General features: G+C 38.1%; 28 protein-coding genes, 1 pseudogene and 1 riboswitch. Of the genes and pseudogenes, 6 read left to right on the forward strand and 23 right to left on the reverse strand.

Going from position 1 to position 25340, the window contains the following annotated elements:
* Nucleotides 1-17 precede the first annotated feature (17 nt).
* The 3 genes from ADF75_RS10765 to ADF75_RS02585 all read right to left on the reverse strand — a co-directional run bounded on the left by ADF75_RS10765 (nt 18) and on the right by ADF75_RS02585 (nt 1424).
* Nucleotides 18-233, reverse strand: a complete 216-nt coding sequence (locus ADF75_RS10765) for a hypothetical protein (RefSeq protein ID WP_023026816.1) — start codon at nt 231-233, stop codon at nt 18-20.
* A gap of 2 nt (nt 234-235) precedes the next feature.
* Nucleotides 236-568 carry a putative DNA-binding protein gene (locus tag ADF75_RS02580; RefSeq protein WP_003001435.1) on the reverse strand — a complete coding sequence of 111 codons (333 nt, stop codon included), beginning with the start codon at nt 566-568 and terminating at the stop codon, nt 236-238.
* A gap of 157 nt (nt 569-725) precedes the next feature.
* The gene (locus ADF75_RS02585) at nt 726-1424 is read right to left on the reverse strand and encodes a GntR family transcriptional regulator (protein WP_023023243.1); all 699 of its coding nucleotides are present in this window, start codon (nt 1422-1424) and stop codon (nt 726-728) included.
* A 138-nt stretch (nt 1425-1562) separates the two neighbouring features.
* On the opposite strand from ADF75_RS02585, the gene guaA reads away from it, so the two are divergent.
* From guaA to ADF75_RS02600, 3 genes are all read left to right on the forward strand, one after another.
* Nucleotides 1563-3128 carry a glutamine-hydrolyzing GMP synthase gene (gene guaA / locus ADF75_RS02590; RefSeq protein WP_048789023.1) on the forward strand — a complete coding sequence of 522 codons (1566 nt, stop codon included), beginning with the start codon at nt 1563-1565 and terminating at the stop codon, nt 3126-3128.
* Nucleotides 3129-3348: 220 nt separating this feature from the next.
* Entirely contained in the window at nt 3349-5364 is a 2016-nt protein-coding gene (locus tag ADF75_RS02595; protein WP_048789024.1) for a hypothetical protein, read from the forward strand.
* 50 nt (nt 5365-5414) lie between these two features.
* Complete coding sequence (locus tag ADF75_RS02600; RefSeq protein ID WP_048789025.1) at nt 5415-6572, forward strand: hypothetical protein; 1158 nt, start codon at nt 5415-5417, stop codon at nt 6570-6572.
* A gap of 87 nt (nt 6573-6659) precedes the next feature.
* Here ADF75_RS02600 and ADF75_RS02605 read toward each other — a convergent pair whose 3' ends face one another.
* The 3 genes from ADF75_RS02605 to ADF75_RS02615 all read right to left on the reverse strand — a co-directional run bounded on the left by ADF75_RS02605 (nt 6660) and on the right by ADF75_RS02615 (nt 8428).
* Complete coding sequence (locus tag ADF75_RS02605) at nt 6660-7064, reverse strand: hypothetical protein (protein ID WP_048789026.1); 405 nt, start codon at nt 7062-7064, stop codon at nt 6660-6662.
* A gap of 371 nt (nt 7065-7435) precedes the next feature.
* A complete protein-coding gene (locus tag ADF75_RS10770) occupies nt 7436-7909 on the reverse strand; it encodes a hypothetical protein (protein WP_239665197.1) in 474 nt (157 codons plus the stop codon).
* A gap of 15 nt (nt 7910-7924) precedes the next feature.
* Nucleotides 7925-8428 (reverse strand): hypothetical protein, encoded by a 504-nt coding sequence (locus tag ADF75_RS02615; protein ID WP_239665198.1) that lies wholly within the window; start codon nt 8426-8428, stop codon nt 7925-7927.
* A 319-nt stretch (nt 8429-8747) separates the two neighbouring features.
* On the opposite strand from ADF75_RS02615, the gene ADF75_RS02620 reads away from it, so the two are divergent.
* Nucleotides 8748-9437, forward strand: a complete 690-nt coding sequence (locus ADF75_RS02620) for a hypothetical protein (protein WP_048789027.1) — start codon at nt 8748-8750, stop codon at nt 9435-9437.
* Nucleotides 9438-9797: 360 nt separating this feature from the next.
* Here ADF75_RS02620 and ADF75_RS10890 read toward each other — a convergent pair whose 3' ends face one another.
* Nucleotides 9798-10226, reverse strand: a complete 429-nt coding sequence (locus ADF75_RS10890; protein ID WP_342666685.1) for a hypothetical protein — start codon at nt 10224-10226, stop codon at nt 9798-9800.
* A 306-nt stretch (nt 10227-10532) separates the two neighbouring features.
* Here ADF75_RS10890 and ADF75_RS02630 point away from each other — a divergent pair, with 306 nt between their 5' ends.
* Nucleotides 10533-10838, forward strand: a complete 306-nt coding sequence (locus ADF75_RS02630; protein WP_048789028.1) for a hypothetical protein — start codon at nt 10533-10535, stop codon at nt 10836-10838.
* Between the two features lie 204 nt (nt 10839-11042).
* Here ADF75_RS02630 and ADF75_RS02635 read toward each other — a convergent pair whose 3' ends face one another.
* Genes ADF75_RS02635 through ADF75_RS02670 form a run of 8 tightly spaced genes read right to left on the reverse strand, consistent with a single transcriptional unit; the run spans nt 11043 to nt 17531 of the window.
* Nucleotides 11043-11645 carry a lysozyme family protein gene (locus tag ADF75_RS02635; RefSeq protein WP_048789029.1) on the reverse strand — a complete coding sequence of 201 codons (603 nt, stop codon included), beginning with the start codon at nt 11643-11645 and terminating at the stop codon, nt 11043-11045.
* Nucleotides 11645-12619, reverse strand: coding sequence for a nucleoid-associated protein (locus ADF75_RS02640; RefSeq protein WP_048789030.1), 975 nt, complete (start codon nt 12617-12619; stop codon nt 11645-11647). The genes ADF75_RS02635 and ADF75_RS02640 overlap by 1 nt, the downstream gene beginning before the upstream one ends.
* An 8-nt stretch (nt 12620-12627) precedes the next feature.
* Nucleotides 12628-13884: a serine hydroxymethyltransferase gene (gene glyA, locus ADF75_RS02645; RefSeq protein ID WP_048789031.1), complete on the reverse strand. Its 1257-nt coding sequence runs from the start codon at nt 13882-13884 to the stop codon at nt 12628-12630.
* Nucleotides 13885-13922: 38 nt separating this feature from the next.
* The gene (locus ADF75_RS02650) at nt 13923-14534 is read right to left on the reverse strand and encodes an L-threonylcarbamoyladenylate synthase (protein ID WP_048789032.1); all 612 of its coding nucleotides are present in this window, start codon (nt 14532-14534) and stop codon (nt 13923-13925) included.
* Nucleotides 14521-15357: a peptide chain release factor N(5)-glutamine methyltransferase gene (gene prmC, locus ADF75_RS02655; RefSeq protein ID WP_048789033.1), complete on the reverse strand. Its 837-nt coding sequence runs from the start codon at nt 15355-15357 to the stop codon at nt 14521-14523. The genes ADF75_RS02650 and prmC overlap by 14 nt, the downstream gene beginning before the upstream one ends.
* Entirely contained in the window at nt 15357-16436 is a 1080-nt protein-coding gene (gene prfA / locus ADF75_RS02660) for a peptide chain release factor 1 (protein ID WP_023026823.1), read from the reverse strand. The genes prmC and prfA overlap by 1 nt, the downstream gene beginning before the upstream one ends.
* A 9-nt stretch (nt 16437-16445) precedes the next feature.
* Nucleotides 16446-16925, reverse strand: a complete 480-nt coding sequence (locus tag ADF75_RS02665) for a GNAT family N-acetyltransferase (protein WP_048691223.1) — start codon at nt 16923-16925, stop codon at nt 16446-16448.
* 21 nt (nt 16926-16946) lie between these two features.
* The gene (locus ADF75_RS02670; RefSeq protein ID WP_048691226.1) at nt 16947-17531 is read right to left on the reverse strand and encodes a thymidine kinase; all 585 of its coding nucleotides are present in this window, start codon (nt 17529-17531) and stop codon (nt 16947-16949) included.
* Between the two features lie 112 nt (nt 17532-17643).
* On the opposite strand from ADF75_RS02670, the gene ADF75_RS02675 reads away from it, so the two are divergent.
* Nucleotides 17644-17826, forward strand: a complete 183-nt coding sequence (locus ADF75_RS02675; RefSeq protein ID WP_001117401.1) for a 4-oxalocrotonate tautomerase — start codon at nt 17644-17646, stop codon at nt 17824-17826.
* A gap of 177 nt (nt 17827-18003) precedes the next feature.
* Here the strand turns inward: ADF75_RS02675 and ADF75_RS02680 are convergent, their stop codons facing one another.
* The 8 genes and pseudogenes from ADF75_RS02680 to ADF75_RS02710 all read right to left on the reverse strand — a co-directional run bounded on the left by ADF75_RS02680 (nt 18004) and on the right by ADF75_RS02710 (nt 25308).
* The gene (locus tag ADF75_RS02680) at nt 18004-19350 is read right to left on the reverse strand and encodes an MATE family efflux transporter (RefSeq protein ID WP_048789034.1); all 1347 of its coding nucleotides are present in this window, start codon (nt 19348-19350) and stop codon (nt 18004-18006) included.
* 116 nt (nt 19351-19466) lie between these two features.
* A complete protein-coding gene (locus ADF75_RS02685) occupies nt 19467-20729 on the reverse strand; it encodes a nucleobase:cation symporter-2 family protein (RefSeq protein ID WP_048789035.1) in 1263 nt (420 codons plus the stop codon).
* Nucleotides 20729-21310 carry a xanthine phosphoribosyltransferase gene (locus tag ADF75_RS02690; RefSeq protein ID WP_048789036.1) on the reverse strand — a complete coding sequence of 194 codons (582 nt, stop codon included), beginning with the start codon at nt 21308-21310 and terminating at the stop codon, nt 20729-20731. Before ADF75_RS02690 ends, ADF75_RS02685 begins: the two co-directional genes overlap by 1 nt.
* Nucleotides 21311-21385: 75 nt before the next feature.
* Nucleotides 21386-21481, reverse strand: a riboswitch (purine riboswitch).
* A complete protein-coding gene (gene guaC / locus ADF75_RS02695; protein WP_048716041.1) occupies nt 21474-22457 on the reverse strand; it encodes a GMP reductase in 984 nt (327 codons plus the stop codon). (Overlaps the previous riboswitch by 8 nt.)
* A gap of 179 nt (nt 22458-22636) precedes the next feature.
* On the reverse strand, nt 22637-23359 hold the full coding sequence (locus ADF75_RS02700; protein ID WP_048789037.1) for an alpha/beta hydrolase: 723 nt from the start codon (nt 23357-23359) through the stop codon (nt 22637-22639).
* Nucleotides 23356-23917 (reverse strand): annotated as a pseudogene (locus tag ADF75_RS02705) (sugar O-acetyltransferase). Before ADF75_RS02705 ends, ADF75_RS02700 begins: the two are co-directional and overlap by 4 nt.
* A 57-nt stretch (nt 23918-23974) precedes the next feature.
* Nucleotides 23975-24100 (reverse strand): hypothetical protein, encoded by a 126-nt coding sequence (locus tag ADF75_RS10860; RefSeq protein ID WP_267472022.1) that lies wholly within the window; start codon nt 24098-24100, stop codon nt 23975-23977.
* Nucleotides 24101-24690: 590 nt separating this feature from the next.
* Complete coding sequence (locus ADF75_RS02710; protein ID WP_048789038.1) at nt 24691-25308, reverse strand: CPBP family intramembrane glutamic endopeptidase; 618 nt, start codon at nt 25306-25308, stop codon at nt 24691-24693.
* Between the last annotated feature and the right edge of the window lie 32 nt (nt 25309-25340).

Here is a 25340-nt window from a genome sequence, read left to right on the forward strand (position 1 = left end):
TATTTTCTCCTATTTTTTCAATTCAGTGGAAATCGTCCGAAATGTTGGAAACATTCTAGTTCTTCGGGTGTAACTTCTTTCATGATTTCATTTGGATATCCCCAACAGCTAAAACCTATTTGCATAGCCTTGGAGATATCATTTGGCGAGATAATCTGTAGCCGACTAGGAAATGGTTCCTCTGCAGCTAATAATTTACAGGGTATTCCTTTATAGATGACAAGATTTTCCATGATTACTCCCGATTGTCAATACTTGATAAAATTTCAACCTGCTCTTGTAGAAAAGTATCTTCCGGATAGCGTTCTAAAATCTGATCAAAAATCTGGCTGCGTACAATGTAGTCAGAGTACATATGCAACTTCATCTCATAATCCTCTAGAATCTTCTCTGTCCGCTTAATATTGTCATAAACCGCCTGACGGCTCACTCCAAACTCTTCCGCAATCTCAGCTAAGCTGTAGTCATCTGCGTAATAAAGCTCGATGTAGTTCATTTGCTTGTCCGTCAAGAGCGCTGCGTAAAACTCAAAGAGCGCATTCATTCGGTTGGTTTTCTCAATTTCCATACCTTTCATTATATCAAAAAAGCCCGCCAAAGACTAGCGGGACTTACCTATTTTGTCTCATAAGAAACAAGGAGGTCCGATTTCAAATGATTTAAAACAAGGTTGATGTTTACTAGCGAAAGACTCCTGTGAATTACGTAATATAAATTATGTAAATCTAATTATTTTCTAAGTAAAACTCAAAGCGTTCTCCAACATATTGGCTCTTTACATACTCAAAAGCGACACCATTATCAAAATATGAGATCTGAGTCAATCCAAGGATGGCCTGTCCTTTGGGGATTTCTAAATATTCAGCAATCTTTTCTTTGGCTAATCGTGCATAGATGGTTTGTTGAGATTTGCCAATTCGATAGCCGTGCTTTTCCAAGGTTTGGAAGAAATGACTGGTCACTTCTTCTTTTTTGAAGTTCTTGATAAATTTCTCTGGGATGGATGTAACTTCATAAACGACTGGTACACCATCTGCATAACGAACCCGTTCCATTCGAACAATTGTTTCGGTCTTGTCGATACCAAGCTTATCTACTTCTTGAAGGCTAGGAATGGTACGTTTGTAGGAAATAACCTGTGTCGAAGGTATCTTCCCCTGTGCCTTCATGATTTCAGTAAAACTAGTCGTCCCCCGCATCTTTTCCTGGACGCGCGTGCTAGCGACAAAGGTACCACTACCAACACGTCGCTCCAGTACTCCTTCTTCTACCAAGAGTGTGATGGCTTGACGGAGGGTCATCCGACTCACTTGGAACTTCTCAGCCAAGTCCCGCTCACTAGGGAGGCGTTGTCCGATTTTCCAGATTTTCTGGTCAATTTCGGCTTTAATTTGATCGTGAATTTGTATGTAAGCTGGAATCATCTTGCTACTCTTTCTGTGTGTTATAACCTATTGTAGCGCAATTTTGTTAAATCTTCAATCCTAGTCAGTCTTGATTGGTAATGAAGGGGCTTTTGTGTTAGAATAGAGGAAAAGAATTTTCTAGAAGAAGGGGAAAAGATGACAAACCTATCAACTGATTTGCATGATGTTGAAAAAATCATCGTGCTTGACTACGGTAGCCAGTACAATCAGCTCATCTCTCGTCGTATTCGTGAGATTGGTGTCTTTTCAGAATTGAAGAGTCACAAGATTACTGCAGCTGAAGTGCGTGAAATCAATCCAGTTGGGATCGTTCTTTCAGGCGGACCAAACTCAGTGTATGAAGAAGGATCTTTTGACATTGATCCTGAAATTTTTGAACTTGGAATTCCAATTCTTGGGATCTGCTACGGGATGCAGTTATTAACTCACAAGCTTGGTGGGAAGGTTGTTCCTGCAGGCGATGCTGGTAACCGTGAATACGGTCAATCTGAGCTTAGCTTGACGGAGTCTTCTGCTCTCTTTGCAGGCACACCGGATAAACAATTGGTCTTGATGAGCCACGGGGATGCTGTTACAGAAATCCCTGCTGACTTTGTTCGTACAGGTACTTCTGCTGACTGTCCGTATGCATCGATTGAAAATCCAGATAAGAAAATCTACGGTATCCAATTCCACCCTGAGGTTCGTCACTCAGTACATGGCTATGATATCCTGCGTAACTTTGCCTTGAACATCTGTGGTGCCAAAGGCGATTGGACCATGGATAATTTCATCGAGATGCAAATCAAACAAATCCGTGAAAAAGTTGGAGACAAACGTGTTCTCCTTGGACTTTCTGGTGGTGTTGACTCTTCTGTAGTTGGGGTTCTTCTCCAAAAAGCCATCGGTGATCAGTTGATCTGTATCTTTGTAGACCACGGTCTCCTTCGTAAAGGGGAAGCTGACCAAGTGATGGATATGCTTGGTGGTAAGTTTGGTTTGAATATCGTTAAAGCAGACGCTGCCAAACGTTTCTTGGATAAATTGGCAGGTGTATCTGACCCTGAACAAAAACGGAAGATTATCGGTAACGAGTTTGTCTATGTCTTTGATGATGAAGCAAGCAAACTTAAAGATGTAAAATTCCTTGCTCAAGGAACACTATACACTGACGTTATCGAGTCAGGTACAGATACTGCTCAAACCATCAAGTCTCACCACAATGTGGGTGGACTTCCAGAAGACATGCAGTTTGAACTGATTGAGCCACTCAACACACTTTACAAGGATGAAGTTCGTGCTCTCGGTACAGAGCTTGGCATGCCAGACCACATCGTATGGCGCCAACCATTCCCAGGACCAGGTCTTGCGATCCGTGTCATGGGTGAAATCACGGAAGAGAAACTTGAAACTGTTCGTGAGTCAGATGCTATCCTTCGTGAAGAAATTGCCAAAGCAGGTCTTGAACGCGATATTTGGCAATACTTCACTGTTAACACTGGCGTTCGTTCTGTAGGTGTTATGGGAGATGGTCGTACTTACGACTATACCATTGCCATCCGTGCTATCACTTCTATTGATGGAATGACAGCTGACTTCGCCAAAATCCCTTGGGAAGTACTCCAAAAAATCTCTGTACGTATCGTAAACGAAGTTGACCACGTCAACCGCATCGTCTACGATATCACAAGTAAACCACCTGCAACTGTTGAGTGGGAATAACGGAGAGGCTTGATTTACCTTCAAAATGGCGATTCTACAGCAGTTTAGCAGGAACAAAATAGTCTAAAAAGGGTGTATCTTCGTTTGATTCCCCCCTAAATCCCCCCGAAAAGTTAGTTAAAAATTTTTTTGACCAACATTTTTGGAGGGATTTTTATAATAAAAAGTACAAAGTATTTTAATAGCACGTAATTTTATTTTTCAAATGTAAAAAATATATATGATTTCTAGAGTAAAATTTTATGATGTAAATGACTTATCTATCGGTTTCTATTTTCCAAGAATTCAAGAAATTTTAGATGCTTATTTATCGAATTCTTATAGCCTAAATTCTTTTTTGGAAGCCCTTGAATTTTATAATATTATCAAATTCATAGAAAATGAGGTTTTTTCAATTGACTGGTCGCTAAGCTATATTGAAGAAGTAAAGAAATCTCTTCCTTCGATGATTCAACTACAAAATAATTATTTTGGTTCTGCTCCGAAAGATGAGATTTTAAATAACATAAAACTTCTACAAAGCGAATATAACTATCGTGAAGACTTTTTTGAGATATTTACATTATTTAACTATGGTCAAAAAATTAGTGAAGTAGAGTTTGTGCAATATTTTATAGAATCCAATCTACATTTATGTCATCTCTTAAAAAATACCTATTTTCTAAAAAAGTATCCTACTTTCATTAAGCAATTTTTTCTGAGTTCACCCTCTCATCTTGAAATATTACTCGATAATTTTGTAGATTCAAATTCATGTAAAAATGTTATCCCAAGTAATATCACAAATTTAGAGTGGAATGATTTAATTGAAAAATATATTTGTGACCCCGATGTGAATATAAATTATTTAAAAATTTTAAGAAACCCTATAAAAGGTTTCGATAAGAATAGATACTTTCAACTTACAGATAAACAAAAACTGTTGATTGACAAAAAAATTCAAGAATTAAATTCTAGTTTTAATGATAAGGATTTTGGAATTCAAGTTGATATTAGAGTATATACAAAGAAGGAAGCGTACTATTACGCAATTAAAAAGAGTAGGGAGCTTCATATTGAGGGAATTGAAAAAGGTTTGTATAATCCTATTGCAGTCTCAACAGGTGGAGCTAGGCCAAAACAATATGAATATACATTATCAACTTTTATAGATAGTGCTAAACTTTTTGAAAAACATAATTTTCAAAATATATTAGACTATTTTTGTAAAGACTTTGAACTGATCACAAGTGTTGGTACTTTTGCATTAGCAAGCTTTCCTCAATTAGAGATGGGGGTACTTGAAAGAACGTTAGGCATTTCGACTAGAAATCACTATAAATTTGGTTTTTACTTCTCAGTCAAGCATCAACTATACGTGATGAAACTGATTGCTTTATCAAAAATACTACAGAAATTCAGTCTAAGAATTGAAGATTTCATTACTTGGTTTTTCGATATTTTCCTGACTAATCAGTACGGTATTGATTGGATACATTTTGATGTGCCTTCAATTTCAGAAACAACGGGAAATAAAACAGCAACACTTTTTAGAATCGAAGAATCATTAAGAAAACAATACAAATTATTGAGTGAAGAAGGGCTTATTGATGTAAATTTATATAATATTACTTCTACTCCTTCAATTGAATCTTTGCAGAGTTTTACTAAAAGAAAATACTTCTCAATGAATAATTCAGATAATAATATTCAACAGATTGTTAATTTATTATTCTCTGACCAAAGTCCTATTCATTTTATTAATGAGGAATACAAAGGAAGCAACTTTAAGGAATTAATTTCACAACAATGCTTGAGTTATGCAAATTTTCATGAATATCAAATAGATTACATAAAACTACTAATAGATGCTGGAATTTGCCAAAATGATACAGGCGTTATATCTTTTAAAGATATGTCCCAAATAAGTCTTTTAGAAAAAATATTCTTATACGGCTCTGTTAATAGTATATCTTTATCTGAATCTGAAAAACTCAGTGCTGATAGGATGCTTGATAATGGATGGTTAATATTTTCGGATACCTTATTTTCAATTCAAGAAATTAATTATTTGAATTTTGTCCTAAATAACAAATCATATGACAATAGCTGGGGAATCAGAAATAAGTATTTGCATGGAGTACCTATTTATGATTCTATTCAGCAATATGAGTATGAATATCATCTCATTCTGCTTATATTAGTTTTCTATATTATCAAAATAAATGAGGAACTCAAACATTGTAGTTATTGCTAACCAAATTCATTCACAAATAATATTCTACTGATTAACTATCGGAGCTTTTTATGACTACAATATTCTTTTCATGGCAATCTGACTTACCGAATAAAACAAATAGAAATTTAATTGAGAATTCTATAAAATTAGCATTGAAAAAAATGAACCAAGATTCTCCGTACTCTCTTATCACTGAAATTGACAGAGATACAAAAGGTGTTCTAGGTAGTCCAGATATTGTTGATTCAATATTAACCAAAATTGATAAGTGTGGCCTATTTATAGCAGATATATCAATTATAAACAGTAGTTTAAATGGTAAAAGAACTCCTAACCCTAACGTATTATTTGAATTAGGATATGCAGTAAAGTGTCTAGGGTGGGATAGAGTTATTTGTGTGTTCAATTCTGATTTTGGCAATGTTTCAGAACTACCTTTCGATTTACGTAATAGACGAATTCTAACATATGAAACATCCAATATTTCCGAAACAAGGAAAAAGTTAGCTGATATATTTAAACAAATAATTGATAAGAATTACTATACTTTAGAACAAGTCCAAGAAGTTAGTGACTTTTATAGTATAAAAATCTATTCATGCTTTATTAATATCATATCAAGAATTATAAAGGTTTTATATGGAAGTGAAACTGTCTGCTCTTTTGAAGCAATTACTAATGTTTTAAATATGACTCCTACAGAAATAAATAGACTACTTTCCCATGAATTGCTGGGTTTTAACTTATTTACAAGCTATGACGAGCAAATTAAAATATTAACAAACGAGTTAGATAGAATCACCTCTATTAATATGTTTAACACAAACCTGTATGTACCCATTATTAAATTAATTAAGGAATTAAAATCCCATAATCTTTTTATTAACAGAGAACATTTTTTTGAAAATTTTAAAGTAAATACACCCATTATGAATGACTATAGTATCATTCATAATAGTGATAATAACGAAATTCCAAATAGATATGCTCTAGGAAAGAAAATTGATGCCGATAGAGCAAAAATCGTAGATTTCACCGATATTAAACGAACTGACCATGTTAAATTTGCTTTAACTCACTTCTGTTTAGACGCAAATACATATAACGTTTACTATAATCATTATGTTTGTATTCTTAAATATATTAATGAGTTTATTAGTAATAATGATGGGAAATTTTTAATTGACAATACAGAAATATTAATAAAAAATGTAAAAAAACTGTAATTAGATGATTAATATAAAATATTACTTACAAACTTACAAGAATAGAGCCTGATAAATTACATATCAAGCTCTATTTTTTGGTTTATTCTATTTACTTAATGTTACTGTTTCACCAATATTTCCTGCTAAATCAGGCATTGTTACAGAATCTCCAGAAACTGAATATTTCAGCTCAGTACCATTGTTATCACTGATAATCTGTTTGTCCGTATCAATAGCTACTCTCTCGGAATAGAGGTACTTCACATTATTGCCTCTCTCTGAAAGGAGATTGATATTAAATATGTTTTCATCACCACTTACTTTTAGTTCGTAATGCAATGTCAATTCTTCGTCTTCGAATCCCATTTCAGAACCGTCAATACCGCTTTTTTCGTATGAATATGTTCCTGCTAGCTGACGATCATTAGTATTCGATTGATTACCACAAGCACAAAGGACAATTGTCAGCGTTAGAGTGAGTAGGGTCAATATTAGTTTCTTTATGTTCATCAGTCTGCTCTTTTCTTTAATTGTTTGAAATTAGATTTTCTAGCTCCGAATCACTTGGAGCTGTAGATCGGTAAGTTTCAAATACTAGCTTGGGTACAATGTAGATATTCGCAAGGCTAGATAATACTATTTGTTCTGAAATAATCTCTTCACCCATTACTTGGTCTTTAGTAATATCCCATAAAGCATTGCCGTAATCGGTTGATAGTAAGTAGTATTTGGAATCTAACTATTTTTTTAGCATAATCAGTTTGACGATTTGCAAGAGCCGATGGAAGAATTTCTAGTTGAATATACTTCCCAGCTGGTAAATCACTAGCAAGAGCAATCTGAGCGATTTTAACCCTCTCAGAACGTCCTGACAACGTTGTTTAACCATATAGAGTGAAATACGTTCCGTACAGGTTATTATTGTTTGAATTGGTTGTTGTTCCAATCAGTGTTTCATCATAGTTGTTAGTAACAGTAACTTTCAAGCTTCTAGTTGCTTCATCATAACCGTCAATCGTGACATTTAGCTTTGTCAATTCAGAAGGAAGGTAGTCATTAGTAACATTTATGCTAGCCTGTCCGTTGAAGATGTTGGTTTGATTCTCATTCCATGCTTTTTGACTACGTTCTTCAATCTCATTATGGTAGTTTGAACCATCAGTTTCAGCTTCTTCTTCATAAAACTCCTTCAACCAATTATTTCTTTGTTCCTCGGAGATTGCATCTTTTGATGAAGAGGAGGTTTCAACAATCTTTTCAGAGGATTTTGTGGTACTCTTATTACTCTGACAAGCAAATAAGAGTACCGTAGATACCAATAGTGTAAAGCTAGCTAAAAATTTCTTTTTTTTCATAGTGTATCTCCTTATTTATAACCAACCGTTTTTCTTCGCAATATCATTATAGAACACAGAACGGTTATTCCTTCGTTTTAATTCTTCTGCTACTTTATTTTGAGCTTCGGTATTATCTCTAATGTTACGTTGTTCTGCACGTTGTCTAGCCAGACGAGCTTCTGCTTCTCTCGTCTCTTTTATAACAGCTTTCGATGCCTGCTCAACTCTTCTAGTCGATACTTCTATATCCCAAAGATTCAAAGCTTTTCCGATAGTCTTCGCTTTCCCATATTCTAATTTTTGTATGAGGAAATTTATGACTTCATCATTAGTCCAATACTGATTGGGAATGGAAATGGTATTCATAATATTCATCATTTCATTTTGATGGTTCAGTAGTTGAGCTTCAGTGGATTTCAAGGTATTTTTCAGATTATCTACCACTAATTGTTGTTGTCTACGCTTTCCAGGGACGAGAGCGTTTTTCTTTCGATTCTCTGGAATAACAATATTTTCATAGTGGATTCTATTTTTCATAACCTGTCTGATGCTATATAGAACTCAGACTATCAAAAGCCCAACCACAATTGGAACAGGTATTGAAGGTGGATAATATATAAAGTCTTCAACCGCTTTTATTGGGATATAGAAGAATGTATCCTCAAACTCAAAATCCTGGAAGAATGATAGTAAAATATTCTTAGAAAATCTAAAAGCAGAAAATCCTGAATACTTTTTAGACTGGTCAAAAGAACAGATTAGTAAAACAAAATCTCCAGGCTTCTTTACATTAAGTCTATCGGCAATGCTATCTGGTTTAGTTTTGTTGTATATTTTTTATTTGAATGTATACGGTATGGGGAGTAGTTGGTGGGATTTTTTTCAATGGGTATTAGAACCTTTGATTAGTCTAGTCACGTTGGAATTTTTGGAATATCCATTTTTATCCTTCTCATTCTTTGTAGGATTTGTAATTGCATTTGCAGTTTTATTGACTATCACAAGTCCACTAACTATTTCTCTCTGGGAAAAATTTGTAAGAGATCCTTCAGCAGAATCAAAATCTAAAAAGATTGCTAACGATCGTTATATTCACTCACAAACAGTCTTAAAAGAGTATACAAATAAGCCTCTATCAGAATTTATTGAAAAGAATGTTTATAACCAATTAATTACTGATGCAATCCCTACTGATTATTTAAATAAATTAATTAATGACTATAATAAGAATAAAGAATTGCTAAAAACAACTGATGTTTGGAAAAAAAGATACCCTAAAGCAGCAATTGAAAAGGTTTTCAAGTTAAATGAAAAATTTTCTACGGCTTTGCAAGACTATAATAATAGAATTGAAAACGGTACTAGTATGATTGCATTACTACCAAAATCGTATCATGATTCTAAAAGTTTATCAGTTATTTGGCAGTTATTAAACGAGGGACGAGCAGATACATGGAAAGAGAGTGTCAATCTTATGAAAACAGATCAATTCCAAGATCAGATGCTCTACACCATTAATAATCTTTATCAATTATCAATCTGTTGATAACCTTTCATCTCAACTGGCTGATGATGGTAAGAAATTGCGTGAAAGTCTAGAATTCTCCATTCAGCAACAACACTCTCATTACTCTGAACTGAAACAATCAAATTCTAAACAAAATACTCTATTAGAGAAAAATAATAAATTACTAGAAACGCAAAATGATATTACAAGTTCCCTTTTGATGTCAGAGTTAATCTCTAGATAGATACATAAAAATTTATTTAAATACAAAAAATCACTTGATTTTTCAAGTGATTTTTTGATTTACTACTATAGTCAAAAATGATGAAAATATATATAGAGATCTTTATTTGAATAGTATTTATAAAACATGTATCTTATAGGAAATAATTAATCTATTCATTTCAAAAGTTTGCTATAAATCCGTGCAAATGTTAAAAATAATCCCCATAGTAAACTTAAGATGATTATAACCATTTTTCCAGAACTTACTTCTGCTCCGATAATAAATATATGAAAGAGAGGAGCGAGGCTCATGCACATGTAAATTAGATAAGTAAGGAAATTAACTTCACCAATTCCAATAATAAAATATTTCATGAAGTCTTTCATAGTTTTTTTATCTTTAAGCTTCTTAAAAATTGTATATAAGATGTTTGCTCCACTAAGTCCGATTAATAATTCTATTGGTAAGAAGTAATAAGAAAAAATCAAATGAGAAGTTATTACAAATGAAAATATTAGAATATCTAAAAAAATACTCTTAAATTGAGCTTTAATCAGATGATATAAAAACGCAACCAATATAGAAAGTATAAACATCTTCATAATACATTTCCTGACTTATTTTTTACTTTAAAATATAATTATTTGTGTATATACAACTATTTCTTTCATAATTTATAACAGAATGAGATAATTATTTTCAACATGATAATAGCATAAATTTGTAAGTTCTTCAAGCGTAATTATTTATGATTTAAACTTAATTTGAAGAATCTATTCTAATAGATACATACACTATCTTTAGTATAAGATTTAACTTGATTCTTAAAGAAAACAATGCTATGATAAAGTTATCGTTATTTTTATGAATTATTAAGTAAAATACTTTTAAAGTTTAGGAGAAACAAAATGTCAGAAATTACAGTATCGCGTCAAACTGGCCTTGTAGGTGTATTAATGAAGGTAAACGTTTATATCAATGGAGAATGTGTTGCCAACTTAAGCAAAGACGAAACCGTTATACTTCCGCTTCCTGAAGGGGTTGATATGGTTAAGGTCTACGTAGATCAAAGAGGAGCCTTCACTCGTTCTAAGGAAGTGATCGTAAAAGCTGGTCAAACAGCTATTATTAAAGCTTCAGCTATGAAAACACTTCTAGGTATTTTCGGAAAAATCTTAGGTCTTCCTTATCTCTCAATCGAAGTAACAGATTAAAAAGCCAATGAAAATTGGTTTTTTTTTAGGACTTAAATTTTTAATATAAGCCTACAGAAAAAGGAAGCAGGTTTTATCCCTTTGCCTCCCAACTAGTCTATCCTTTTTATCTTATGACGGGCTTACAGCTTCTTTATAAACAGATGACAGTTTGCTCCATAAAAAAACAAGGGATTCTTCCCTTGTTTAGAGTGACTGCTTGTATTAGAACCAGGAAAATAGTTTCATGATGAACTGATTCATTTCAACGAGACGTGAATAATAATAATTTCCCCCATTAACGTAGAGCTCTGAGCCATGTAAAAATGAAATAGGATGGAGATAAAGATAGGTCTTCCCTGTGACATTACCAAGACTCGGTGCAACCACTTCTTTTGAGTATTTACGAGCTAATTCAAGACTGTTTTTCCCGCCATTTTTTTCTACATATTCAATGTAATCCTGTCCGAAATTATAAGCCTGAACAGCTGTCCAGGGATCGACTCCCTTCTCCTTTGCTTTTCGCAGATTTTCAGAGAGGGTTTGAATTCCTTGGCGTATACTTTCTTTGTTATTGGTGATAGAATTTGTCTGGCCTGTTGCACTTTCACTGGCCTGCATGACATCATCTTCCTTGCCCTTGGTCTCTGTATAAATCATAGCAAGGATCAGATCTTCATTAGTACCAGTATCTTCCTCAGCCAGTACTTCACGCACTAAGGTACGATAAGTCATGACCTGTTTTACATCCCGGTGTATCTGATAGCCCTTGTATATGAAAAAGACGAGCAAGAGGCAAAAGAAAATTTTTATTATTCGTTTCATCATTATTTATTCTGAATGTCCTCTATATTCTTGATGAGGATCGAGTAGGTCCCATTCTCATTCTGGATGAACTCTACTGATTCAGCATCTTCGTAAACATGGTTAGGGACCAAAAGCTCAATTCCGTTTGAAAGGGAGAGTTTTTGGTTTTCAAATTTCTTCAATTGGCGGCTGGCATCAATCTCATCGAAGCGAACAGGATCTGGAATAGTCTCTTTCACCTGATCGACAAAACTGAGTCGAGCTGTTAAGTTGTTATCGAACAAATCATTGGCTAACTTTTCAGGTGACAATTCATTCTCTTCTTCCAGTTGGTTGAAAATTGCTGATTTGACCTTGGATTGGAACTGAAAATCATCTTGTTGGAAGTTCTCAGCAATCCGTTGGGCTGTTTTTTCGATTTCTTTGATCGATTTTTTAGGTGAAATCTTGGGTTGCTCCTGGAGGAGATTCTCAGAGAAATAGTTCAAGAAAGCGCCATTGTACTTGATTCGTTTTTCGATCAAATGGTACTTGCGGCTTTGAAGATTGATAACCAAGGCTTCATCAGCACCCGTTCCAAAGCCAGGTAGATTGTTTTGCGTCAACTTAATCGGATTATCCACTTCCCCACCAAGATGTGTCAAGGTTTCCCGTAAGGCGATCCGAAGAAAGGCAAAATGATCCACCCCTTCTTTTGAGAATTGGATAAACACCAAATCGTTGGTCTTTTGATTCTCAGAGACGACAAATTCTTCTTTCCAGCGATTGGCTAAGGCTACTGAAGTTTCTAGGAGATCATCCGTTATCATCTCAAGGAATGGATTGTCTTCCTTAAAAATGCCGGTCTTGGCCTCATCGGAATAGACCCGCTCAATCTTTTTGCGCAAGTATTCCTCAATTTTTGGGGTGATATTCAGGAATTTGTCTGCTAGATAAAGATCGGTATCATCTGGGCTAAATTGATGAATGATGGCTTTTTTTACGTAAATGTCCATAAGATGGTTTAGTCCTCGTAAAGTGGGAAGGCATCTGTCAAGGCTTTGACTTGGTTCCGCACTTCTTCTAATACAGTTGGGTTCTCTGCGTTTTTCAAGGATTTGATCATCAGTTCAGCCACTGTACGGCTTTCCTCTACTCCAAAACCACGAGCGGTGATGGCTGCTGCCCCAATCCGGATTCCACTGGTCTTGAATGGCGACAAGGTTTCATAAGGAATAGAGTTCTTATTAAGGGTAATGTTGACTTCATCCAACAAGTTTTGCGCCACTTTCCCATTTTCAACGACTTTCGTCACATCGACAAGGAAAAGGTGGTTCTCAGTTCCGCCTGAAATGACACGGAAATCAGGATCTTGTAAGAAGACATCCGCCATGGCCTGACTGTTTTTAATGACGTTCGATGCATACTCTTTAAAGGCTGGATCCAGTGCTTCCTTGAAGGCTACTGCTTTAGCTGCGATGACATGCTCCAAAGGTCCTCCTTGAATACCAGGGAAGATAGCTGAATTGATCTTCTTGGCCAAGTCTTCATCATTGGTCAAGATCAAGCCACCACGAGGGCCACGAAGGGTCTTGTGGGTGGTCGTGGTCGTGATATGTGCATAAGGAACTGGGCTTGGGTGAAGACCTGCTGCGACCAAACCAGCGATATGGGCCATGTCAACCATGAGCTTAGCTCCTACTGCATCCGCAATTTCACGGAATTTAGAGAAATCAATGATATGAGAGTAGGCTGAGGCACCAGCAACGATGAGTTTTGGCTTCACTTCTTTGGCTTGTTTTAGGATGGCATCAAAATCCAAGAGCTCTGTTTCAGGATCTACACTATAAGACACAAAGTTATAAGTTTGACCTGAGAAGCTCACAGAGGCACCGTGAGTTAAATGTCCACCAGCAGCCAGATCCATCCCCATAACAGTGTCTCCAGGCTCAATCAAGGCCATATAAGCAGCACAGTTGGCCTGACTACCTGAGTGGGGTTGAACATTGGCAAACTTAGCACCAAAAATTTCCTTAGCGCGTTCAATCGCCAAGCTTTCAACGACGTCTACAACATCTGTCCCACCATAGTAACGATGACCAGGGTAACCTTCAGCATATTTATTGGTCAGGATAGACCCTTGTGCAGCCATAACTGCCTTTGAAACGACGTTCTCAGAAGCAATCAACTCGATATTGTTTTGCTGGCGCTCCTCTTCTTTTGCGATGGCATTCCATAGGTCCGCATCATAGGCTTTGTAATCTTCTTTGTCAAAAATCATAGGTCTTCTCCTTTATAAAAAAATATTTATGTACATTATCACTGAGGAAATTCATCATCCTCAAAGGAAAGCTCGGGCACATGTGCAAGCAAATCAGCTTTCGTTATAAAACCTTGCCGCAAAATCCTGGCTTTAGAACCAGAGATATCCAAAATAGTTGAATCTTGGCCAGTCAAGAAGTCATCATCCTCTATACCAGGAACCACTTGATCAAATTCGCTTACAATAGCCTCATACTTTGTTCCACTTGCATGACCTGAAAGATTAGCAGAAGGTCCTATCAAGGGACCTGTTTTACGAATTAATTCCAATGTTTTTGGATGAGCTGGCATCCGAAAGCCAACTGTAGCCATTCCAGAATTGATCCAGCTTGGAACTTCTTCATTAGCCTCAAGGATGATGGTTAAAGGGCCTGGTAAGAAACTTGCAACTAATTTGGATAGGTAGGATGGATGATTTTTTGAATAAAATCGAATTTCTGCTTCGCTGGAGATATTTAGATTCATAGCCTTTTCGCGAGGGCGTTGCTTTAGAGCATATACATGATCAACTGCTGCTTCATTCAGAGCCTTGGCAAAGAGGCCATAGACGGTTTCTGTCGGTAAGACAACTGCGTGACCAGCTTCTAATTCTTTTTCAAATAGATCCATTGTCTACTACTACCATTCTATCTTGTCCAAATTGGTCTTTCAGAACGCGAACGCGTTTGTCGGGAAACGCTTCTTGAAAGAGCTCTTTTACTTTGGCTCCTTGCTTATAGCCAATTTCTAGATAAACCTTTCCGTCTGCTGTTAAAACATTTGGTGCCTGTTGGGCAATCTTTTCGTAGATGGCATATCCATCACGGTCCGCAAAGAGAGCTAAGTGGGGTTCAGAGGCTAGTACGTTGGGTCCGACTTCTTCTACATCATCCCGAGAGATATAGGGCGGGTTGGATACAATCAGGTCATAAGGACCTGATAACTGTTCCAAAACATCTGAAGACTTGAAGGAAACATTTGCTTCTAACTGATTAGCATTTTCTTGAGCAAGCTCCAAAGCTTCTTCTGATATATCGCTAGCTTGAACCTGCCAGTTAGATCTAGCAAGGGCTAAGCTAATGGCGATGGCACCACTACCTGTTCCGATATCTAGAACTCGTAAGGCTTCCTCATCGTTTTCCTCCAGTATGAGATCCACCAACTCCTCTGTCTCTGGTCGTGGGATCAGCACGCGCTTGTCAACTGTAAAAACATGGCCACAGAATTCTGCGCTGCCAATAATATACTGGGGAGGAACGTGATGTTTCAACTGCTCAAAGATGGATTCAAGCAAGTCCTGGTCCTCTGCTTCCACTTCTTTTTGCAAGGCAAGGACAAAGTCTGTAAAGGTCCAGTTTTTTAAAGCTCGATACGCGAAGGAGAGGCTTTCTGCTTCCTCTCCAACGACTATTAATGCTTCTTCATACTGGGCTAATAATGGTCCCAACAACATTATTTATTCAACTCTTCTAGTTTTTGTGTTTGATCATACAAGACCAAAGCATCTACCACTTCGTCCAGTTTACCAGATAAGATAGTATCCAGTTTTTGAAGGGTCAAGCCAATCCGGTGATCGGTCACACGGTTTTGAGGGAAGTTATAAGTCCGGATCCGCTCTGAACGGTCACCAGTACCGATAGTGGACTTCCGCTCAGCGTCTTGCTCGTCTTGGGCAATCTGAGCAAAGTGGTCAGCCACACGCGCACGGATGATCTTCATGGCTTTTTCACGGTTCTTCTGTTGCGTCCGTTCTTCCTGCATCTCTACCTTGATATTGGTCGGCAAGTGGACGATACGAACGGCTGTTGCGACCTTGTTGACGTTCTGTCCACCCGCACCAGATGCGTGGTAGATGTCAATCCGAAGATCTTTTGGATCAATGTCGTACTCAACTTCTTCGATTTCTGGCATGACCAGAACGGTTGCTGTAGAGGTATGGACACGCCCTTGGCTTTCTGTCACAGGAACCCGTTGCACCCGGTGGGCACCAGATTCATACTTGAGTTTCGAGTAGACTGATTGACCAGAGACCATGGCTACGACTTCTTTGATCCCGCCAACGCCATTGTAGGAAGCTTCCATGACTTCAAAGCGCCAGCCTTGGCTTTCTGCGTATTTTTGGTACATCTGCAATAGATCACCAGCGAACAATTGGGCTTCGTCTCCTCCTGCTGCCCCACGGATTTCCAAGATAATGTTCTTATCATCGTTTGGATCTTTTGGAAGAAGTAAGATCTTCAGTTTTTCTTCGTATTCTTCTTTTTCAGCCTTAGCATCCTTAAGTTCTTGCTTGGCCATTTCTTCCAAATCAGCGTCTCCACCTGATTCTTTAATCATTTCTTCAGCATCGACGATATTTTGAAGGACTTGTTTGTACTCACGGTAAGCTGTCACCGTGTCACGAGTGGAAGCTTCTTCTTTTGAAAGCTCCATAAAGCGTTTGGTATCAGAGACCACATCTGGGTCACTCAATAACTCTCCTAACTCTTCGTATCGGTCTTCTACAGCTTGTAGTTGATCATAGATATTCATGTTTGCTCCTTAATTCTTGGTTGTTAGATCATAGATTGCTACAATTTCGTTTTCTATGACTTCGCCAGTTTCTTTAAATCCATAATGGAGATAGCAAGATCTCGCTTGATTATTTTCCGGTTCATAAGATAACCAAAGACTTGTTGCTTTTCCAGCTGGCTCTGTTCGAACAAAGTCAATGACTGCATCCATAGTCGGTTTAAAATAGCCTAAACCTTGAAATCGTTTATCGATCATAAAACGAAATAACAAGTAGTTCCCCTTGCTGATCCCAATTTTCTGGTCATAGGCAATCATAACAAAACCAACTAATACTTCCTCATCATAAACTGCTAAGGGAACTATAAAATCACCATTTTTATCATATACATAGGCTTCAGCTAAACTAATGGAATTGGATGCAATAAAATTCCTTTGGTTTGGCTGAACTTCTAGATTTAAAACGTTAAAATAATTCTCTATTGTAATATCTTTTAAACAAATAGACATTATTATCCTCTCTAAAACGTTCTAGACGCTTTCAGTTGGTATATCAGGATTAAAATAATGCTTACGGCAAACCGAGATATAGGTCTCGTGTCCACCGATCTGGATCTGCTCTCCATCGTAGACGGGTTTGCCCGCTTGGGTACGCAAGACCATGGTCGCCTTGCGGGAACAGTATTGGCAGATGGTCTTGATTTCTTCGATCTTGTCGGCTAACAAGAGGAGGTATTTGGAACCTTCAAAGAGTTCATTTCGGAAATCATTTTTGAGGCCAAAAGCCATCACCGGCACATCCATTTCATCAACAACCCTAGCCAAGTCATAGACATGGTGGCGTTTCAAAAACTGAGCTTCATCGATCAAGACACAATAGGGTTTCTCTTCCAAACTTTGGATATAACCGAAGATATCTGTCTCGTCTTCGATGGCCATAGCTTCCCGTTTCATACCAATCCGGCTAGAAACTACTCCCACTCCATCTCGTGTATCGATGGCAGAGGTCATGATGACCACGCCTTTGCCTTGTTCTTCATAATTATGGGCTACCTTCAAAATTTCGATGGTTTTACCTGAGTTCATAGTCCCATATTTATAATATAATTGTGCCATTTTCCTTCTGTTCTCTCTAAAAGTGTTTCATTATATTTTACCATATTTTTGCCCAGCTTTGTATCCTAAAATGTGATAAAATAAGGTTAAGATTTATGAAGGAGGTGGCGCAATGCCATTTGTACGTATTGATTTATTCGAAGGGCGCACATTGGAGCAAAAGAAAGCTTTGGCCAAGGAAGTAACCGAGGCTGTCGTTCGGAATACAGGTGCTCCCCAATCTGCTGTCCATGTCATTATTAATGATATGCCTGAAGGAACCTACTTCCCTCAAGGTGAGATGCGCACTAAATAAGAGAGTGGGACAGAAATAGGTAATTCGTTAGAATTCGATTTCGTCGTCCCACCTCCGCACAGTTGAGTAGGGCTGTAAAAGCTGATGAAATCAGCGAAGTAGAGCCCACTCAACCACTGCGTTTTGCTCGATAATCCAAAGACAATTGAGAGGCTAGGACTTTTGTCCCAGCCTCTTTTAGGAAATTTGGTATTTCTTTTGAATCTGCCATAGTCGCATCTGGTAACAAATACCACTAACGACAATACTAGAAATTAAGCCAATCCAGTAAGCATACGGACCTAGGTTAGTGACATGGTCTAAAAAGATCCCCAAGGGAATAGAGACACACCAGTAACTAAAGACACCAAGTAAGAAGGGAACGGTAGTATCCTTGTACCCCCGAAGAATCCCTTGAATCGGTGCTGCGACTGTATCTGCTATTTGGAACAGCAGGCTATAGGTCATGAAAATGGCTGTCTGATGAATAAATTCTGAGTCAGTTCCATAGAGACCCGCCACTTGATAGCGATACAGATAGAGGAAAGTAAGGGTAAAGAAGGAAAACCCAAAGGCTGTCCAGCGTCCAATCCGACAATATTGACGAACGACATCGGGACGCCCAGACCCAATCTCAAAGGAAACGATAATAGCCATGGTATTGGAGATACTAGCTGGGAAAGCGTACATAAGGGTTGAGAAGTTCATAGCCGACTGGTGACTGGCAATAGTCATTGATGGGAATTTAGCCATGAGCAAGCCCACTACAGAGAAAATAATCACTTCTGCAAACACAATCCCTCCAATCGGTAAGCCGAGTCGGATCGTCTCTTTCATCTCTTTGAGGTTGAGAGGTTGGATCTTCCATAGTTGGTAGATAGCTACTTTAGGATGTTTGAAAAGAATCAAGAAAGCAATGATGAGGAGAACCCAGTAAGCTAAGGATGTCCCCAGACCTGCTCCTGCTCCTCCTAGCTCAGGTAGACCAAAAGCTCCATAGATCAACATGTAGTTAAAACTTGCATTTAAAGGCAATAAGAGGAGCATGAGGTACATGGACAAGCGAGTGAGCCCCAAGGTATCCAGCAAGGAACGGACCACACTAAAGAGTAAAAGTGGCAAAATCCCTAGAGAGAGAAAGGCTAAATAATGGGTTGCGATCCCAGCTACGACACTTTCTAGACCAATTTTTCTTAAGACGATTGGTGCAATCAGCAAGACAAAAGCAATCAAAAGGACAGCCATCATGAAAGAGAGATAGATAAATTGATAAAAATCAGAAGCGATTCGTTTTTTATTTCCCTGTCCTAAATGATGACCGATAATCGGTGTTAAAGCTGATACAATCCCCGTTAAAAAGGTAAAAAATGGATTCCAGAGACTTGTGGCAGTCGAGACTCCAGCTAAGTCTAAGGTATTGTATTGTCCCGTCATGGCTGTATCCACAAAACCAGCAGAGTAGTTGGCAAGTTGATAGACCAGGAGAGGGATAAATAGACTGATAAACAAGCGCAAGCGCTCTTTAAAATGATGGGTTAGATACATGGTAGGACTCTCTTCTTATCATGGTGAAATTTTCTCTTACCACTCTACTATATGTCTCCTTAAATGTCAAAAAAATTAAAAAACTGAAGATCTAACGGATCCTCAGCTTTTTTAGATTATTTTTTATTGCGGTTTAAGATGGCGTTCAGAATAATTGCCAAGACGCTGGCAACAACAATTCCGTTTGCAAAGAACATTTTAAAGGCGCTTGGTAAGCCATTAAAGAGTGTGCTATTGTTTAACCCTACTCCTGCTGCGATTGATACAGCCGCGATGAGGAAATTGTGCTCATTGTGTTCAAAATCAACACGTGCAAGAATCTGCATCCCTTGAATAGATACAAAACCAAACATGACCAACATAGCTCCACCAAGTACTGGACTTGGGATGATTTGCGCCAAAGCACCAAACTTAGGAAGGAGACCAAGAAGAACGAGGAAACCAGCCGCGTAGTAGATTGGAAGACGGGTCTTGATACCAGATAATTTCACCAAGCCGACGTTTTGTGAGAACCCTGTGTATGGGAAGGTATTGAAGATACCACCGAGAAGGACGGCCAACCCTTCAGCGCGGTATCCATTGCGAAGGCGCGTGCTATCAATTGGATCTTTTGTAATATCTGAAAGAGCAAGATAAACACCAGTCGATTCCACCATGGAAACAGTCGCGATAATACACATCATAACGATTGAAGTGATTTCAAACTTAGGAGCTCCAAAGAAGAACGGTGTTGGAACGTGAACGACTGGAGCTTGTGCTACAGGTGCGAAGTCCACCAATCCCATAGAAGCTGCGATGGCTGTCCCAACGATCAACCCAATCAAAATAGAGATGGATTTGATAAAGCCGGTTGTATAGATGTTGACCACCAGAATGATGAGGATGGTGATTACGGCCAAGAGCAAACTTTGAACCGTAGGTTCTGCTGCATTGTTTCCCATATTCCCAATCGCAACTGGAATCAAGGTCAAACCAATGGTCGTAATGACAGATCCTGTCACGATGGATGGGAAGAGGTTGGCGATTTTCGAGAAGAATCCTGAGACAAGAACCACGTAAATCCCTGAAACAATCAAGGCACCAAACATGGCTCCACTACCATGGTTAGCCCCAATCATGCTAAGAGGTGCTACAGACTGGAAGGCCACCCCAAGGACGACCGGAAGACCAATCCCGAAATGTTTGTTTAACTGCAATTGCAGGAAGGTGGCTACCCCACACATAAAGATATCTGTAGAGATGAGATAGGTTAGTTGCTGGGCATTATAGCCCAAAGCGCCCGCAATCATAATCGGTACTAGAATAGAGCCCGAATACATGGCTAATAGGTGTTGCAAGCCTAGAATGGCTGCCTGTGAATGGTTTTCTTGTTTTTGCATTAGATGTCTGCCTCCTTAAATACAACCTGACCATTTTCAAAACGGTCCAAACGAGCAAGTGAAACAACTGGGTAGCCGAGTTCTTCTAGTAGTCCACGGCCATTCTGGAAAGATTTCTCGATGACGATACCGACTGCTTCAACACTCGCACCAGCTTGTTCGATGATCTGGATCAAGCCCTTAGCAGCTTGGCCATTTGCCAGAAAGTCATCAACGATCAAGACGCGATCATCTGGTGTTAAAAACTTGCTAGCAATGGAAACCGTACTGGTCACTTGCTTGGTAAAGGAATAGACTTCTGCTGTCAAAATCCCTTCATTCATAGTAATATTCTTGGCTTTTTTGGCAAAGATCATGGGAAGTTCCAAAGCTTCTGCCACATAGAGGGCAGGAGCAATTCCGGAAGCTTCAATGGTCACAATCTTGGTTAGACCAGCATCTTTAAAGCGTTCCGCAAAAGCCTTCCCAACTTCTTTCATCAACTGGTAATCCACTTGGTGGGTCAAGAAGGAATCGACCTTGAGGATATTCTCTCCCAGGACATTTCCGTCTTTCAATATGCGTTCTTCTAATAATTTCATGTTTTCTCCTAAACAGTTTGGAACAAAAAATAGAGACTTACCAAGTAAGCCTCTACAGAATCCAAGTATCCCTGGATCAATCTAAGACTTACTTATTGTTAGGTGTTCCGGCACCTTGTAGAGACCTTGCGCCAATCCGCAAGATAAATAAGTAATTGTAGTTTTAATGAGAGTCACCATTCCAGATAGAGTTCTTTACGATGACATAATCGACATGCTTCAGATCAGCAACCTTCCGGCCTCCAGCATAGGAAATAGAACTTTGCAAGTCTTGCTCCATCTCTGTCAAGGTATCTTGCAGATGACCTTTGGCTGGTAGGAGAATTTTCTTGCCTTCAACATTTTTATAGGCCCCTTTTTGGTACTCGGAAGCAGATCCATAGTACTCTTTAAAGGATTCCCCATCGACTTCAACGGTTTTCCCTGGGCTTTCAATGTGACCTGCAAAGAGAGAACCGATCATGACCATGCTAGCACCAAAACGAATGGATTTCGCAATATCTCCATGCGTCCGAATTCCGCCATCCGCAATAATCGGTTTGCGGGCTGCCTTTGAACACCAACGAAGGGCAGCTAACTGCCAACCGCCAGTACCAAAGCCTGTCTTCACTTTGGTAATACACACCTTACCAGGTCCAATCCCGACCTTGGTAGCATCTGCTCCAGCGTTTTCCAACTCCCGAACGGCCTCTGGTGTTCCGACATTTCCTGCGATGACAAAGGTATCTGGTAATTCCTTCTTGATATGCTGGATCATTTGGATGACACTATCTGAGTGTCCGTGAGCGATATCGATGGTGATGTATTCTGGTGCGTCGTCCTTGAGTTGAGTCACGAAGTCGTACTCATAGTCTTTTACTCCAACTGAAATGGAAGCAATTAAGCCCTGATCGTGCATACGTTTGATAAAGGGAATGCGACCAGCTTCGTCAAAGCGGTGCATAATGTAAAAATATCCCCCTTTAGCCAGTTGCTCAGCCACATCCTCATCCAGGATAGTCTGCATGTTAGCAGGTACCACTGGTAGCTTGAAGGTGTGCTTACCAAACTGAACTGTCGTGTCAGCTTCTGCACGACTTTTGATAATACACTTGTTAGGGATTAATTGAATATCTTCGTAATCAAAGATTGGAAATTCGTTTAACATACGGATTGGAATCTCGTTTCTAAAATTTAAATCGTGATGCGTCATCACTACGCCTTCCGACGTTTCCATTCAAGATTATAGCAAAGATACGGAGTCGATTCAATTAGAATGCTGATTATTGAATTAATGTTCGGAAATTACTAGACGATTGTTTAAAGCAGCTTCTATATACGAGTTATTTATGAACAAATACCAATCCAATTGATGATTTCTTTGCTGACAAGATTAGGAACTGCTGTATAAAAATCGTGACCGAGATCCTTTAAGAGTACCTTCTTTATAGAAGGATCTAAATTTTCAAGTGCTCTAGTTCTCCAATCGGGCTCATCTTCGTATTTAGGTCCGATGAATAAGGCCTTGGTATCTATGAGTGGAACTTGAAAGGATCGAAGCTCCCGTCTAAGTCTCAGTAAAGAAAGAACTGCTTGTGGATCCAAATCCAGTTCATAATGATGAAGGTCAGGATTCCAACGATAACTAGATTGGATCGCTTTTATAGTGGTTGGCGAAGGATTTTCAGTATCTCCAAGTTCACTTGCAACTGCTTCCTCTAGAGATGAAAATACCTGTTGCTTGAGATAGGCGAGTGTCTCTTCGAGTTCCTGCTCTAGTGGTAAGATCTGGTCCATGTCAAGATAGCCCCCGTCAAGGAGGACTAGGTGAGTAATTTGTGGCACATTGGATGCTAGGTATCGAGCCAAATCTCCACCTAGTGAATGGGCAATGATACAAGTATTTTCATTAGAATGCGCATGGGCTTCGAACCAATCTACTAAATCTTTTGGAGATTCCAGTTTTACCTTATAGGCATCTAGATACGTGATGGGGAAGGAAAAGCAGTGAGCAAATTCGCTCATATGATTTTCATTACTTCCGAGTCCTCCGATAAAGTAAAATCTCATTCTTTCACCTCGATTTCCTTGATGATTCTTGCCGGATTACCAGCTAGGACAACATTATCCCCGAAGGATTTGGTCACTACTGCCCCTGCTCCAACGACGACATTATCGCCTAGGGTAACGCCTGGAAGAATGATAGCTCCTCCACCAGCCCAGAAGTTATCTCCAATCGTTATCGGAGCCCCATATTCTTTTCCAGCATTACGTTCATGCGGATCTAGGGGATGGAGAGGCGTGAGAAATTGGCAGTTGGGACCGATCATGGCGTTCTTTCCAAGCCTGATCGGGCAGACATCCAACATGGTTAGGTTCCAGTTGGCATAGAAGTTCTCTCCCAAGTGGATATTCACCCCATAATCACAAGCAAAAAAAGGATGAATGGAAACATTATTCCCTGTGGATCCGAACCAACTTTTAATCATTTGGCTCCGTTTCTCCCCATCTGCTTCTCGGTTAAAGGCAAATTGCTTGGTCCTAGCTTCTTGGGGCTAACTTCCTCAATTCTGGATCCACGGGACTGTAGAACTCACCAGCAATCATTTTTTCATATTCCGTTGTCATAATCCTCTCCCGTCTAATAGTAAAAAACCACTCATAATGAGTGGGCTTGTTTATCTCTTAATGGTACATCAGGAAACCATCGAAGAGCTCAAATATTTTTCCTATCGCTCGGAAAACAAGAGCTGCAACAAGGGCAACCAGCAAGAAGTAAGCTACAGCAAAAATCACACTAATGATCATCATGAAACACTCCTTTTTAATGTACTTTTTCCACCCTCTATTATACTCCTGGCCTATTTTAGATTCAAGGAAAACGCTATCAAAAATTGATTTGTTTTCAATTTGTAATTTACAAAAATTTTCAGACAGCAGAAACAAGTGGGCTTTGCTATAGAGTGTTTTAAATAGTGATCAGTGTTATCGCTTCTTTTTCATATTTCAAGAGATTCCATACTTTTATTGTAAAGTTTTTTCCTTATACGGTGGCTTAATCTAGTTTCAAAACTAGAAATTGTCTATTCAAACTTATCTCTATTCTCTTCTAATTGTCTCCCAAGTTTTACCTCTCTGGCGAGAATTCTATTTTAGAAATTCCTGAGTAGTTTTCTTTGATATAGAGCCCCAGCTGTTCTTCCAACAAACGGAAACCATGTTTGATAACTTTTTCTTCTTTCCGCTCTAAACCTGTGAGCTGTATAATTGAGTCATACAAAAATCATGTTTTTGAACCTTATATATTTGAAAATCAGTACATATTTCTGCACTATTTATTAGTGGTTTATTAAGCAAAATCTTACATAAAATTACAAATAAAAAATAATCAGAATACATAATTAAAAATTTATTACAGCCAAAAAATTAGCAAGCATGTGAATTAGTACAGAGTATTCTATCCTTTTAGTTCTATAATAAATGTAAGATACTATACAGCCTAACAAACTATACAGTAAAATCGATCTAATAAAAATTCCAATACTAGGTTCGTTCATACAATGCACAAATCCAAACAATATATTTGATATGAAGAAACCTTTCCTGCTCATATTATAGCAATAATTCATTATTGCACCATGAAAAGTTATTTCCTCTAAAACTGGTCCTACGAAAATTCCATAAAAATTGAATAACTCTATGCCCATAATATCTTTTAAAATTTGTAATAACGCATCATTTTGGGTATCTCCAAAAATGCTTACATACAAATGAACTGTAAGTCTCATCAAAGCAACGAATGCTAAACAATAAAGTACTTTGTTCCACTCTAGTTTCTGAATACGATTAATGACATTATGTTTTATGCTTATTTGATAAGAGAAATATAATGTAAAAAACAAGAAAAGTACAAATAGCAACCTAGCATAGACTAATGAAATATCTTTCAAAATAAAACAACAAAACGGTAAATTTGAGAGTAAAAATAACTGCCCAGTCACTTTATATTTTTCTTTCATTTTTAACTACCTCCAATAAACCATTATTAATA

It is taken from the genome of Streptococcus sp. 1171_SSPC (assembly GCF_001069335.1).
GTDB classification, from domain to species: Bacteria; Bacillota; Bacilli; order Lactobacillales; family Streptococcaceae; genus Streptococcus; species Streptococcus xiaochunlingii.

Coding starts and splice junctions, on each gene's coding strand:
- guaA (WP_048789023.1), top strand. CDS start 1,563: ATGACAAACCTATCAACTGATTTGCATGATGTTGAAAAAATCATCGTG.
- ADF75_RS02580 (WP_003001435.1), bottom strand. CDS start 568: ATGGAAATTGAGAAAACCAACCGAATGAATGCGCTCTTTGAGTTTTAC.
- ADF75_RS10765 (WP_023026816.1), bottom strand. CDS start 233: ATGGAAAATCTTGTCATCTATAAAGGAATACCCTGTAAATTATTAGCT.
- ADF75_RS10770 (WP_239665197.1), bottom strand. CDS start 7,909: ATGAAAAAAAAGAAATTTTTAGCTAGCTTTACACTATTGGTATCTACG.
- ADF75_RS02640 (WP_048789030.1), bottom strand. CDS start 12,619: ATGGACATTTACGTAAAAAAAGCCATCATTCATCAATTTAGCCCAGAT.
- ADF75_RS02620 (WP_048789027.1), top strand. CDS start 8,748: ATGGGGAGTAGTTGGTGGGATTTTTTTCAATGGGTATTAGAACCTTTG.
- ADF75_RS02635 (WP_048789029.1), bottom strand. CDS start 11,645: ATGATGAAACGAATAATAAAAATTTTCTTTTGCCTCTTGCTCGTCTTT.
- ADF75_RS02630 (WP_048789028.1), top strand. CDS start 10,533: ATGTCAGAAATTACAGTATCGCGTCAAACTGGCCTTGTAGGTGTATTA.
- ADF75_RS02595 (WP_048789024.1), top strand. CDS start 3,349: ATGATTTCTAGAGTAAAATTTTATGATGTAAATGACTTATCTATCGGT.
- ADF75_RS02605 (WP_048789026.1), bottom strand. CDS start 7,064: ATGAACATAAAGAAACTAATATTGACCCTACTCACTCTAACGCTGACA.
- ADF75_RS02585 (WP_023023243.1), bottom strand. CDS start 1,424: ATGATTCCAGCTTACATACAAATTCACGATCAAATTAAAGCCGAAATT.
- ADF75_RS10890 (WP_342666685.1), bottom strand. CDS start 10,226: ATGAAGATGTTTATACTTTCTATATTGGTTGCGTTTTTATATCATCTG.
- ADF75_RS02670 (WP_048691226.1), bottom strand. CDS start 17,531: ATGGCACAATTATATTATAAATATGGGACTATGAACTCAGGTAAAACC.
- ADF75_RS10860 (WP_267472022.1), bottom strand. CDS start 24,100: ATGATGATCATTAGTGTGATTTTTGCTGTAGCTTACTTCTTGCTGGTT.
- ADF75_RS02685 (WP_048789035.1), bottom strand. CDS start 20,729: ATGCAAAAACAAGAAAACCATTCACAGGCAGCCATTCTAGGCTTGCAA.
- ADF75_RS02710 (WP_048789038.1), bottom strand. CDS start 25,308: ATGAAAGAAAAATATAAAGTGACTGGGCAGTTATTTTTACTCTCAAAT.
- ADF75_RS02650 (WP_048789032.1), bottom strand. CDS start 14,534: ATGGATCTATTTGAAAAAGAATTAGAAGCTGGTCACGCAGTTGTCTTA.
- ADF75_RS02665 (WP_048691223.1), bottom strand. CDS start 16,925: ATGTCTATTTGTTTAAAAGATATTACAATAGAGAATTATTTTAACGTT.
- guaC (WP_048716041.1), bottom strand. CDS start 22,457: ATGTTAAACGAATTTCCAATCTTTGATTACGAAGATATTCAATTAATC.
- glyA (WP_048789031.1), bottom strand. CDS start 13,884: ATGATTTTTGACAAAGAAGATTACAAAGCCTATGATGCGGACCTATGG.
- ADF75_RS02680 (WP_048789034.1), bottom strand. CDS start 19,350: ATGTATCTAACCCATCATTTTAAAGAGCGCTTGCGCTTGTTTATCAGT.
- ADF75_RS02600 (WP_048789025.1), top strand. CDS start 5,415: ATGACTACAATATTCTTTTCATGGCAATCTGACTTACCGAATAAAACA.
- prmC (WP_048789033.1), bottom strand. CDS start 15,357: ATGTTGTTGGGACCATTATTAGCCCAGTATGAAGAAGCATTAATAGTC.
- ADF75_RS02690 (WP_048789036.1), bottom strand. CDS start 21,310: ATGAAATTATTAGAAGAACGCATATTGAAAGACGGAAATGTCCTGGGA.
- prfA (WP_023026823.1), bottom strand. CDS start 16,436: ATGAATATCTATGATCAACTACAAGCTGTAGAAGACCGATACGAAGAG.
- ADF75_RS02615 (WP_239665198.1), bottom strand. CDS start 8,428: ATGAAAAATAGAATCCACTATGAAAATATTGTTATTCCAGAGAATCGA.
- ADF75_RS02675 (WP_001117401.1), top strand. CDS start 17,644: ATGCCATTTGTACGTATTGATTTATTCGAAGGGCGCACATTGGAGCAA.
- ADF75_RS02700 (WP_048789037.1), bottom strand. CDS start 23,359: ATGAGATTTTACTTTATCGGAGGACTCGGAAGTAATGAAAATCATATG.